This is a genomic window from Pseudanabaena biceps PCC 7429 (assembly GCF_000332215.1).
Classification (GTDB): domain Bacteria; phylum Cyanobacteriota; class Cyanobacteriia; order Pseudanabaenales; family Pseudanabaenaceae; genus Pseudanabaena; species Pseudanabaena biceps.
Genome location: NZ_ALWB01000148.1, coordinates 1 through 12757, shown reverse-complemented (window position 1 = coordinate 12757; position 12757 = coordinate 1). Strand labels below are relative to the sequence as shown.

Annotated in this window: 5 protein-coding genes and 1 pseudogene; 4 read left to right on the top strand and 2 right to left on the bottom strand. The window is 42.7% G+C overall.

The window, feature by feature from the left end; genetic code table 11:
- Positions 1-77 precede the first annotated feature (77 nt).
- A pseudogene (locus PSE7429_RS15535) lies at positions 78-614 on the top strand (MBL fold metallo-hydrolase); the annotation flags it as partial.
- 139 nt (positions 615-753) lie between these two features.
- On the opposite strand, the gene PSE7429_RS15530 reads toward PSE7429_RS15535, so the two are convergent.
- Positions 754-1827, bottom strand: coding sequence for a S66 peptidase family protein (locus PSE7429_RS15530; protein WP_009628207.1), 1074 nt, complete (start codon positions 1825-1827; stop codon positions 754-756).
- Positions 1828-1886: 59 nt separating this feature from the next.
- Entirely contained in the window at positions 1887-2588 is a 702-nt protein-coding gene (locus PSE7429_RS15525; protein WP_009628206.1) for a DUF1345 domain-containing protein, read from the bottom strand.
- 689 nt (positions 2589-3277) lie between these two features.
- Between PSE7429_RS15525 and PSE7429_RS15520 the strand changes: the two genes are divergently transcribed.
- The 3 genes from PSE7429_RS15520 (at position 3278) to PSE7429_RS25220 (ending at position 12551) form a co-directional block, all read left to right on the top strand.
- Positions 3278-6058, top strand: coding sequence for a hybrid sensor histidine kinase/response regulator (locus PSE7429_RS15520; protein WP_009628205.1), 2781 nt, complete (start codon positions 3278-3280; stop codon positions 6056-6058).
- A 439-nt stretch (positions 6059-6497) separates the two neighbouring features.
- On the top strand, positions 6498-9275 hold the full coding sequence (locus PSE7429_RS15515; protein WP_009628204.1) for a hybrid sensor histidine kinase/response regulator: 2778 nt from the start codon (positions 6498-6500) through the stop codon (positions 9273-9275).
- A 228-nt stretch (positions 9276-9503) separates the two neighbouring features.
- On the top strand, positions 9504-12551 hold the full coding sequence (locus PSE7429_RS25220; RefSeq protein WP_009628203.1) for an ATP-binding protein: 3048 nt from the start codon (positions 9504-9506) through the stop codon (positions 12549-12551).
- Positions 12552-12757 lie beyond the last annotated feature (206 nt).

The window sequence follows — 12757 nt, the reverse complement described above, 5'->3', positions numbered from 1 at the left end:
ATTCGTTTGTTAATTCACTATCTTAAGTACAAATCATTTACTACCTTTGCTTGATTCATCTTTCATTTGTGCAACGCCTAATCTTGCATCCTGAAGGCAATATTTTGGTAGATTCACCCCGTTTTAACGCGCCCTTGGTAAAACAACTAGAAGCAATGGGAGGAATACGTTATTTGTACCTGACCCATCGTGATGATGTTGCTGACCATGAGAAATTTCACGACCATTTTGGATGCGATCGCATTTTGCATCAAGATGACATTGGTAGCAGTACAAAAAATATTGAAATGCAACTGACTGGTACAGATCCCATAGCGATCGCAGAAGATTTGCTCATTATTCCTGTGGCTGGACATACCAAGGGGCATACGGTTTTACTATATGGGCAGAAATATTTGTTTTCGGGCGATCATCTTGCTTGGTCTAATCGCCTCAATCGATTAATTGCCTTTGAGAATGCTTGCTGGTACTCGTGGGAGGAACTAGGGCGATCGATGCAAAAGTTAGCAACATATTCGTTTGAATGGGTTTTACCTGGACATGGTCGCCGCTATTACGCCGATCGGGAAACTATGAATCTTGCCATGAAAGAATGCTTAAAGTCTTGGGAATAACTAGGTTATTCCAATTCACGAAAGTGTGGCAACACTTTCGTGAATTAAAAAATAAACCCAGTAAGGGTTTTCAAAGCTCAAAATGGCGTAGCCATTTTGAGCTTTGGTATTAGAACTGACCTTGCTATAGCTCAGGCACTTAAACCACAGCACTTTCGTTGATCGCTAATTTTTTGCCTGTAGCATTGAGCATGGCAGTGACACCAAGAGGTAACACCGCATTTTCCAGAATATGACCGAACATCAAATTGTATAAAGTTGGTTTTCCCAAGGGTTCAAAGCGATCGCGTAGGACTTCTTCTAGACTAAAGCTTCTTAAGCCACCATCCTTGGCTTGACAGTCCGAGAAATGTCCCAAGGCAAAACCTGCTGCTGCTTGTAATTTCCCAGCGAGGAATAGTTGCGTTAACATGCGATCGATCCGATAGGGTTCTTCGCTAATATCTTCTAAGAAAAGAATCTTGCCCCTTGTGTCGATTTCATAGGGAGTTCCTAAAAGACTCACCACCAGACTGAGATTACCGCCAACAAGTTCACCTGTGGCTTGTCCTGAAACAATAGTGACTAGGCGATGTTTGCGAGCTTCATCATCTGTGCCTTTGTAGGGAGACTTGGCAATTTCTCCAATGCTTTGACTAGCCATCACTGCGCGACGAAAATGGGCGATCGCATAATCACCAACGGCACTTAATCCTGACGATCCATGAAAGGTAACTAGCCCTGTTTTTTGATAGATTGCTAATACCAAAGCCGTGACATCGCTATGTCCGATAAATACTTTAGGATTTTGGCGAATCATTTCGTAATCTAATAAATCCAGCAATCTCGTACTGCCATAGTCACCCGAAAAGGTAAAAACACCACGAATATCGGGGCGACGAAACATCTCATTAATATCCGATGCTCGTTCCGCATCTTTTCCTGCTAAATATCCATACTGAGAAGTAATATGTGAACCTAGTTCCACTTGAAAACCATACTGCTCGACAATTTCTTTGGCAATTTTGATGTCCTCTGGCTCAAAACTATAACTGGCAGGGGCTACCAGTCCCACCTTATCGCCTTTTTTTAATGCTGCGGGTTTGATGATTTTGCGATCGGTATTTTCCGATGACTGGGCGGAAGATTCTTTCGCCGTAATGAGACTGGTCGCTAGAGCGATCGCCCCAGAAGCACTAGCTAAAAATTGGCGACGGGAGGCTTGGTAGTTCATGGTCAAAATAGTTCAAAAATTATCGGTTCAAAACGATGAATTAATAGATATAGCTATATTTACTGAATTAAACCCGCAATCATATTAATACTCATCGCCACAATAGCCGTATTAAAGAAAAAGGAGAGAACTCCATGTGCTAAAGCCAAGCGTCTCAGAGATTGCGAGGTAATAGCCACATCGGAAACTTGACTAGTCATCCCAATCACAAAAGAAAAGTATAAAAAGTCCCAATAGTCTGGCTCAATATCTTCGGGAAAAGCTAATCCTCCCGCATAGGCATTACTCTGGGTCTTATGGTCTTGATAGTATTCGTGAGCGTAGTGCATTGTAAAAATGGTGTGAACGAGCAACCATGACCCGATAATTGTCGCTCCTGCAAGCAATAAATGGGGAATTACCAAATTTAAGGCTCCTCCTTTTGTATCGCGCAATGTAAAAGCGATCGCTAAAAAACTAGCACAGGCAGCAGCGGTAATTAAGCTCAAAATTACAAAGCGTCCTTCATCTTGACTTTGAGCGTTACGGCGCATTGTTTTTGGCGTTACCTTCAACATTAGGAACCAAGTTGAAACCAAAAAACAGAGCATCCCAGTATCCCAAACGCAGAGAATTCGAGTAGATAAATTAAACCAAGATGGAAGTAGAACCAACACAATTAAGGCAAATATACAGGATAAAAACAGACGAGAACGAATTCTCCATCGAGAGTGCAGTTGATGTTTGACCGCTGTTGGTTTGGGTTCTTGAGGTAATGTCATGGTTGTTTAGGGCTGACAAAGGAGCGATGGGCGAATTGCCGCAAACATCAAACTTAGCACCATTACAAGGGTAGTTATAGCTCCGATCACTATTATTCCAACATGTCAAAACTTTATAGGTTAACGATGCCGATCCAGAAATAATTCCTCCCGATCCTGTGGATTTACAAATTTTACTGGAGTTAGTTCGAGATAGTTTGCTAAGAAAAATGACTCAAGATATCTTATTTCCAAATAGATTAATTTAAATTTCTGGAATTATCAACCAAGCTACTACAAGAAAATCTCAGGAAATTCTATGCATTAATTCACACTTTCTGAAATCCAATAATTCTGTGGCTCTATGGTAATAACAACTAAGTAGCTAAGCATAAGTAAACTTAAAACCGAGAAAAGTATACCGACCGCTACGTGGGCGATACAATCTCTAGTTTGGTTTTTTAATTATGCTGAACTACCTAAAGATTTATTTTTTAATTAATATTGTATAGATTAAAATAGCAATTCTAATTTCAATATTTCTTCTCTAATAAGTAGCTAGGTGCAATCAAATATAAAGCCCAAAAATCTGTGTCGTAGGCTGCGCGTAAGTCACGGTTTTTTAATCTATATTTTAATCATGATTTTAGTCATGCCCAGCTATTTATGAAAAACTGACTAAATTAATAAGATTAATAAGGAACTATGTCATGGTAACTAAGGAAGCTAGCCCAATCGATACGCGTAAGCCAGCTAGAACGAAGCACCGTCGATCGATTCCTTTACGGCTAATACTAATTGCCCCCTTTATCATTCAAATCTTCGCCGCTGTGAGCTTGACAAGCTATATTTCGATCCGCAATGGGCAAAAAGCAGTCAATGATTTAGCTAACCGACTGCGAGAAGAAGTTGATGCCAGAGTGGAACAGCATATAGCCTCTCTTGTAGAAAAGCCTTGGGTGGCAAACCAAATCGTTGCTGACGCTATCCATCAAGGAAGATTTAATCTTGATCTAGAGGAAAACGATCCGCAAAACGATCTGTTTTTAGTTCAGGATGTACGACTATTTAAGGCAATAACTAGTCTTTCTATAGGAACTCCTGCAAGAGGTGCTTTTGTGGGGGCAAAAAATCAGAGCGAAAAAGAAATAAAAATTTTTACAGCCAACGAGAGTACGGGATATAAAAGATCGGAATTTACCATAAACGAACGAGGGGAACGGGCTAATTTAACCGATGTTCGACCTAATACTTATGATGCCCGCACTCGACCTTGGTACAAAAAAGCAGTTCAAGCTAAAATAGCTGTATGGTCAGACATCTATCCCAGTTCCACAACTCATAAACCAGTAATTACGGCTAGTCGTCCAGTATTTGATAGTCAAGGCAATGTATTGGCAGTTATTGCGGTAGATATTTCTCTCACAGACATTAGTAAATTTGTCAGTACTGTTAGTCTAGGAAAGTCAGGAAAGATCTTCATTGTTGAACGTAATGCCAATATGGTTGCTAGTTCTACCAATGAAAATCCTTTTATAATTACTGACCCTAAACAGCCTGCCCAACGCTTAGTCGCTTCGGACAGTTCCCAACCTATCATTAAAGAATCCACTCAATTCTTGCAAAATAAATATCAGAAATTCTCATTAATCAACACCCCCACTAAAGATGAGTTTTATCAGCAAGGTGAACGTCAGTTTCTACAAGTTACTCCTTTCAAGGACAAGTATGGATTAGATTGGCTGATTGTGATTGTTGTCCCAGAATCTGAGTTCATGGAGCAGATTAATGCCAATACCCGCACTACAATTTTTCTATGTTTGGGAGCCTTAGCCCTAGCCCTTATCTCTGGTTTCTATACATCCCGTTGGATTTCCCAACCCATTACGAGACTAAATCAAGCCTCCGAAGAAATCACGAAAGGGAATCTCGAACAACAGATCCAACCAGAAGCGATCCGCGAACTGGATAAACTGGGGCAAACCTTCAATGAGATGAGCAACCAACTCCAATCCTCTTTTCATACTTTAGCTCAAGCCAACATTCAACTGGAACAACGGGTAGAAGAACGTACCGCCGAACTGGTCGAAGCTAAGAAGAAAGCGGATAATGCCAATCAAGCCAAAAGTGAATTCCTTGCCAATATGAGTCATGAACTCCGCACGCCTTTGAATGGAATTCTAGGCTATGCCCAGATTTTGGGAAGGATGAACTCACTCCCTGAAAAAGCTAGCCAAGGAGTCAATATTATTCACCAATGCGGTTCCCATCTGTTGACCTTGATTAACGATGTGCTGGACATTGCTAAAATCGAAGCCCGCAAACTCGAACTCGCTCCTAAAGCCATCTATTTACCTGCCCTCATCCAAGGCATAGTGGAGATCTCCCAAATCCGAGCTGACCAAAAACGCCTCGACTTCATCTATGAAGCCGATCGCAATTTACCACTGGGAATCATTACCGATGAGAAGCGCTTGCGTCAAGTCTTGATTAATCTATTGGGTAACGCGATCAAATTTACCAACGAAGGTAGTATCACCCTAAAAGTCACCCCTTTAAAAATCAATGAAAATAATACGCATCTGCGCTTTGCCGTCACCGATACTGGGGTGGGCATTGCCCCCGATGACTTGCAGAAGCTATTTCGAGCCTTTGAACAGGTGGGCGATCGCTCCCGTCAAGCCGAAGGTACGGGCTTAGGGCTTGCCATCAGCCAGCAGATCGTTCAGTTGATGGGAGGACAGATTCAGGTCGAGAGTCAACTAGGTGTCGGAAGTACCTTCTTCTTTGAGATTGTACTTCCCTTAGCAACCGACTGGAATCAACAGCAGAATCTTAGCGCGGGAAATATCGTCAGTTATCTGGGGGAAAAGAAAAAGATTTTGGTGGTGGACGATCGCTGGGAAAATCGGGGCGTAATTCTATCTCTATTAGAGCCGTTAGGTTTTATTATCGCCGAAGCCGAAAATGGACTGGATGGATTAGAGAAAATACGTATGGATTTACCCGATCTGATTATTCTCGATTTATCGATGCCCGTTATGGATGGCTTTGAGCTATTAAAACATTTGCGGAATGATCAGAACTTGCATCACTTAAAGGTTATTGTTTCATCGGCTTCCGTATCCAATATCGATCGCCAGATGAGTGTTGAAGCGGGTGGTGATGATTTCCTCGCCAAGCCCGTTCATGCTAAGGATTTATTCAATGCTTTAGCCACCCATCTCCAGATCACTTGGAATTATGAAGAAACTACAACGCAGGTTAACGATACCGAGCGAGAAATAATTGCTCCCGATCCTGCGGATTTACAAATTTTACTGGATTTAGCGCGAGATGGCTTAATCAAAAAGATGACACAAGTGGCTAAGGAAATCGAGCAAAAGGATGCCCGCTATCAACCTTTTATCAAAAAAATCCTCCAGCTCGCCAGAACATTCCAATCAGAGCAGATCGAAGAATTGATTCAAAGACATCTCAGCTCTAACTAAATTGAAGTTATTCCAATTCCCAAAATGGCAACGCCATTTTGGGAATTTCCAAACCTTACGGGGTTTGCTTTTTAATTTATTGAAGTGTTGGCTCACTTCAGTGAATTGGTATTACTGGAATTATTACCCAAGTCACTACGAGAAAATCTCAGAAAATCCTATGTATTAATTCATGCTTTCTGAAATCAAATAATTCTATTGCTCTATGATAATACCGACTAATTAGCTGGGCATAATTAACTATCAATCAAAACCTTTAATGCCTACTGCACTTGCACTAAAGGTTTTAGGGGCTTATATTTAATTACATTTAGCTACCTATAGGTTTATTTTTTAATTAACATCTTGTAGCTTAAAATAACGATTTTAATTTCAATATTTCTTCTTTACTATGAGAAGCTAACTAATTAATAAGTACTAATTAATAAGTAATTATGTCATGGGAACTAAGCGAGCTAAGCAAATAGATCCAAGTAAATCAGATAAAACGCAGAACCGTCGATCGATTCCCTTAAGGTTAATATTAGTCGCGCCCTTTGCCTTGCAAGTATTTGCGGCGGTCGGGATAACAGGGTGGCTATCTTTACGCAATGGACAAAAAGCCGTCAATGAAGTTGCCAGCCAATTGCGCGTGGAATTATCGCAGCGCATTGAGGAAAAACTAAAAACCTATACAGAAATTCCCCATGCTATCAACCGCCTCAATGCATCTGACTTTACTAGGGGGATAATTGATGTTAGTGGAGCCAAAGGTGAATCACAAATGTGGGAACAAATGCAGATTTATCCAGACATTGGCGAAGTCCTATGTGGTGATGAAAATGGGAACTTTCTTGGTGTGGATAGGCTTTCAGAAAAAGATCGTTCCAAGCTGTCTCTAGCCTTTAGCAATTCGTCAACCAAATTTATCTTTCAATATATCACTTTAGATTTCGAGGGTAATCGTACCGAACAGGTTAATTTTGGCAAAAAAACCTATGATCCTCGCGTTCGACCTTGGTACAAAGCAGCAAAGGCGGCGGGACAAAATGTCTGGAGCGAGATTTATCTTCATTTCACGCTCTTATCCCCAATGATTACAGCTAGTGTGCCTGTCTATAGCCCAACGGATAAATCCTTAATTGGAGTTTGTGCTACCAACCTCTATTTGTCTCAAGAACTATCAAAGTTTCTGCAAGGTTTGAATATTGGAAAAACAGGCAAAGTATTTATTGTGGAGCGCTCTGGTAAATTAGTGGCAACTTCTGCTCAGGAACCGATGTTCAAAGGTACAGGAGATGCTACTACTCGTTTAGCAGCAGTGGATAGCCCTAATCCGATCATTAAAGCTACAGCCCAGTTTTTAGGCGATCGCTTTCCCAGCCTAAACCAGATCGAGCAATTTGATTTTAATCTGCAAGGCAAGAAGGAGTATATCCAAGTAGTACCATTTAAGAACTTGAACCTAGACTGGCTGATTGTGATTGCCATTCCCGAATCTGATTTTATGGAGCAAATCGATGCCAATACCAATACAACGATTATGCTATGTTTGGGAGCCTTGGCTCTAGCGGCAATCTCTGGCTTCTATACATCCCGTTGGATTTCCCAACCCATTACAAGACTAAATCAAGCCTCCGAAGAAATCACGAAAGGGAATCTCGAACAACAGATCCAACCAGAAGCGATCCGCGAACTGGATAAACTGGGGCAAACCTTCAATGAGATGAGCAACCAACTCCAAGCCTCTTTTCAGACTTTAGCTCAAACCAACATTCAACTGGAACAAAGGGTAGAAGAACGTACTGCCGAACTAGTCGAAGCCAAGAAGAAAGCGGATAATGCTAATCAAGCCAAAAGTGAATTCCTCGCCAATATGAGCCACGAACTCCGCACGCCTTTGAATGGAATTCTAGGTTACGCTCAGATTTTGGGAAGAATGGACTCACTTCCCGAAAAAGTCAGCCAAGGAGTCCATATTATTCACCAATGCGGTTCCCACCTTTTAACCTTAATTAACGATGTGCTGGACATTGCTAAAATCGAAGCTCGCAAACTCGAACTCTCACCCAAAGCCATCTATCTACCTGCCCTCATCCAAGGCGTAGTGGAAATCTCCCAAATTCGAGCTGACCAAAAACACCTCGACTTCGTCTACAAGTCTGATCGCAACTTACCAATTGGCATTATTACCGACGAAAAGTACCTGCGCCAAGTCTTGATTAATCTTGTGGGAAACGCGATCAAATTTACCGACGTAGGTAGCGTTATTTTAAAGGTCGAGCCTTTAGAAATCAATGAAAATAATACGCATCTGCGCTTTGCCGTCACCGATACTGGGGTGGGCATTGCCCCCGATGACTTGCAGAAGCTATTTCGAGCCTTTGAGCAGGTGGGCGATCGCTCCCGTCAAGCCGAAGGTACGGGCTTAGGGCTTGCCATCAGCCAGCAGATCGTTCAGTTGATGGGAGGACAGATTCAGGTCGAGAGTCAACTGGGTGTCGGAAGTACCTTCTTCTTTGAGATTGTACTTCCCTTAGCAACCGACTGGAATCAACAGCAGAATCTTAGTGCGGGAAATATCGTCAGTTATCTGGGGGAAAAGAAAAAGATTTTGGTGGTGGACGATCGCTGGGAAAATCGGGGCGTAATTCTATCTCTATTAGAGCCGTTAGGTTTTATTACCGCCGAAGCCGAAAACGGACTGGATGGATTAGAGAAAATACGTATGGATTTACCCGATCTGGTCATTCTCGATTTATCGATGCCCGTCATGAATGGCTTTGAACTATTGAAACATTTGCGAAATGATCACAACTTGCGTCACTTAAAGGTTATTGTTTCATCGGCTTCCGTATCCCCATCTGATCGTCAGATGAGTCTCGAAGCAGGGGGCGATGATTTCCTTGCCAAGCCCGTTCATGCTGAAGATTTATTCAATGCTTTAGCCACCCATCTCCAGATCACTTGGAATTATAAAGAAACTACAACGCAGGCTAACGATACCGAGCGAGAAATAATTGCTCCTGATTCTGCGGATTTACAAATCTTGCTAGAGTTAGTAGAAGATGGGTTACTGAGAAAAATGACGCAAGTAGCCAAGGAAATTGCTCAAAAGGACGCTCGCTACCAACCTTTTACGCAAGTAATCCTAAAGCTAGCTAAAGAATTTCAATCAGAAAGAATTGAGCAGATGATACAGCAATACCTAACCCATGACCCTAAAAATAGTTCATAAATTACCCTTTCAAAACTATGTTTTTGTAAATAATTTTTGTGAATTACTTTATTAAGCAGTTCAGCATAATTAAAGAACAAAAGCAGAGAGCTTACCTCCCGCTATGCAGGCGGTACACCCATCTATTTTTAGGTTTACTGATGCTTAGCTACTTACCAAATCAAGCAATTCATTTTCTTAATAAAATCGGATTCCTCGGCTAAATCTCAACTCATGGACTAATTATTTATGCAGCCGAATCAACCTTCCAATTTAAACTTCAGACACCTATTAAACTCCAAAGCTTCTCTACAAAAGCAAATTCTCATTACTGTATCGAGTTTATTGTTAATCGCCCTACTCCCAACCATTGCTCTGCTGACTTGGACAGCAAGGCGATCGCTCTTGGAGCGCACCCAAGCGGAAGGGGTTCGTATTGCTCAGGTGTTGGCGCTCAGTGCTGGGGTAGTCGAGAAAATTCCCCAAGATGTCGAGAAAGTCCTTGAGGATCAAATGATTGTTTCTGCCACCATTACTGCCCATCTCGTCGGGATTGCAGAGGCAGGTGGGCTAAGTCCAGAGCAAATAAACAATCGGCTGAAGGCGATCGTCAAGGATAGCGTCTTAGATGAGTTTTGGATTACTGACGAAAAGGGTAAAGCCTACCTCACCAATACTGGGGTTGATTTTACCTTTAGCCCCGATTCTCAAAAACAGCCGCAAGCTCACATCTTTTGGCAAATCCTCCAAGGCAGCAAAAAGACTGTGGTGCAAGAAGCTCGACGACGTGAGGTGGACAATCAAATTTTCAAGTATGTTGCAGTGGCAGGCATTGACAAGCCTCGGATCGTGCAAGTGGGCTATAACGCACAACTTCTCGAGAGTATTCGCCAAAAAGTCGGGATCAAACCCCTAGTCAATCATCTCCTTAAGGGAGAAAATGTCCGAGCAATTTGGGTGGTAGATTCTAAGCTAAAAGTACTGGCGGCCGATCGCATCGAAAAATCGACAGATCCCGATGCGGCTCTAGACCTAGGGGTGGCGGATTTATCCAGCCTTCAGAATGCGATCGCTAGCAATCAGATTTTCAGTCAGATCGATGGTAAGTTTCTCAAAGTTGTCGCCCCCCTGCCCGATACCGAAGGTCATGTCCGAGGCGCAGCGATGGTTTATTTATCCTTAGAATCAGTACAGGATGCGCTCAATGCCCAGCTACAACTAGCTCTCGCCTTAACTATTGTGGTTCTCACTATTGGCTTGTCCGCTTCCTATTTCCTATCTCGCTGGATTACGCAGCCCATTCTGCTATTAAGCCGAGCTTCCAAACTTCTCTCGGAAGGACAATGGGAACAGGTGGTGACAATTAATCGCTCGGACGAATTAGGAGAGTTGGGAAACTCTTTTAATCTCATGGCTAATCAGTTGCAAGATTCTTTCCGCGCCCTAGAAAAAGTCAATGCCGACCTCGAAGATCGGGTAGAAGAACGCACTGAGGCTCTTAGAATCAGTGAAGAGCGATTCCAGTTAACAATGCAAAGCGTCAACGATGGGATTTGGGATTGGTATCTTGATACCAATCAAGTCTATTTTTCACCCCAGTGGAAACTCATGCTGGGCTACGCTGATGATGAATTGGTCAATAAGCTTAGCACTTGGGAAAATTTGACACATCCCGAAGACTTAGTATCAGCTTATGAAGGTATCCATGCGCACCTAAAGGGCGTAACTTCTACCTATCACTTAGAATTTCGGATGAGACACAAAGAGGGCGACTATCGCTGGATTTTGTCTCGGGCGAAGGTAGTGGCGTGGGATGGGATGGGTCAGCCCCTAAGATTAGTAGGTTCCCATACTGATATTAGCGATCGCAAAGTTACGGAAATAGAACTGCAAGCCGCTAAACAAGCCGCAGATAATGCGAATCAAGCCAAAAGTGAATTCCTTGCCAATATGAGCCACGAACTCCGCACGCCTTTGAATGGAATTCTAGGTTACGCTCAGATTTTGGGAAGGATGGACTCACTCCCTGAAAAAGTCAGCCAAGGAGTCCATATTATTCATCAATGCGGTTCCCACCTTTTAACCTTAATTAACGATGTGCTAGACATTGCTAAAATCGAAGCTCGCAAACTCGAACTCTCACCCAAAGCCATCTATCTACCCGCTCTCATCCAAGGCGTAGTGGAAATCTCCCAAATCCGAGCTGACCAAAAACACCTCGATTTCATCTATGAAGCCGATCGCAACTTACCGCAGGGAATCATTACCGATGAGAAGCGCTTGCGCCAAGTCTTGATTAATCTATTGGGTAACGCGATCAAATTTACCGACGCAGGTAGCGTTATTTTAAAGGTCGAGCCTTTAGAAATCAATGAAAATAATACGCATCTGCGCTTTGCCGTCACCGATACTGGGGTGGGCATTGCCCCCGATGACTTGCAGAAGCTATTTCGAGCCTTTGAGCAGGTGGGCGATCGCTCCCGTCAAGCTGAAGGTACGGGCTTAGGGCTTGCCATCAGCCAGCAGATCGTTCAGTTGATGGGAGGACAGATTCAGGTCGAGAGCCAACTGGGTGTCGGAAGTACCTTCTTCTTTGAGATTGTACTTCCCTTAGCAACCGATTGGAGTCAACAGCAGAATCTTAGTGCGGGAAATATCGTCAGTTATCTGGGGGAAAAGAAAAAGATTTTGGTGGTGGACGATCGCTGGGAAAATCGGGGCGTAATTCTATCTCTATTAGAGCCGTTAGGTTTTATTATCGTCGAAGCCGAAAATGGACTGGATGGATTAGAAAAAATACGTATGGATCTACCTGATCTGGTCATTCTCGATTTATCGATGCCCGTCATGAATGGCTTTGAACTATTGAAACATTTGCGGAATGATCACAACTTGCGTCACTTAAAGGTTATCGTTTCATCGGCTTCCGTATCCAATATCGATCGCCAGATGAGTATCGAAGCGGGTGGTGATGATTTCCTTGCCAAGCCCGTTCATGCTGAAGATTTATTCAATGCTTTAGCCACCCATCTCCAGATCACTTGGAATTATAAAGAAACTACAACGCAGGCTAACGATACCGAGCAAGAAATAATTGCTCCCGATCCTGCGGATTTACAAATTTTACTGGATTTAGCGCGAGATGGCTTAATCAAGAAAGTGACGCAAGTGGCTAAGGAAATCGAGCAAAAGGATGCTCGATTTCAACCTTTTATCAAAAAGATCTTGCAATTGGCTAAGAAGTTTCAGTCAGAGCAGATCGAAGAATTGATTCAAAAACACTTACATGATAAGTAACCAAAACCAGAGAGAGTAACGCCCGCGTAGCGAGCGTTACTCTCTTCTAGGCTTAGCTACTTACAGCAATTACCGATCAAACGAACCACAAGGAAATTTTTGAAAGCGTTGCAAAGCAACGCTTTCAAAAATTTATTTGGTTTGGGTTTGAGCGCAATGCGCTATAAGTCAGGACATCAAACGCAATAGAGAGTGGCGGCGCGAAG

Excerpts from the sequence above, each read along its gene's own strand:
- PSE7429_RS15520 (WP_009628205.1), top strand. The coding sequence starts at position 3,278 with ATGGTAACTAAGGAAGCTAGCCCAATCGATACGCGTAAGCCAGCTAGA.
- PSE7429_RS25220 (WP_009628203.1), top strand. The coding sequence starts at position 9,504 with ATGCAGCCGAATCAACCTTCCAATTTAAACTTCAGACACCTATTAAAC.
- PSE7429_RS15530 (WP_009628207.1), bottom strand. The coding sequence starts at position 1,827 with ATGAACTACCAAGCCTCCCGTCGCCAATTTTTAGCTAGTGCTTCTGGG.
- PSE7429_RS15525 (WP_009628206.1), bottom strand. The coding sequence starts at position 2,588 with ATGACATTACCTCAAGAACCCAAACCAACAGCGGTCAAACATCAACTG.
- PSE7429_RS15515 (WP_009628204.1), top strand. The coding sequence starts at position 6,498 with ATGGGAACTAAGCGAGCTAAGCAAATAGATCCAAGTAAATCAGATAAA.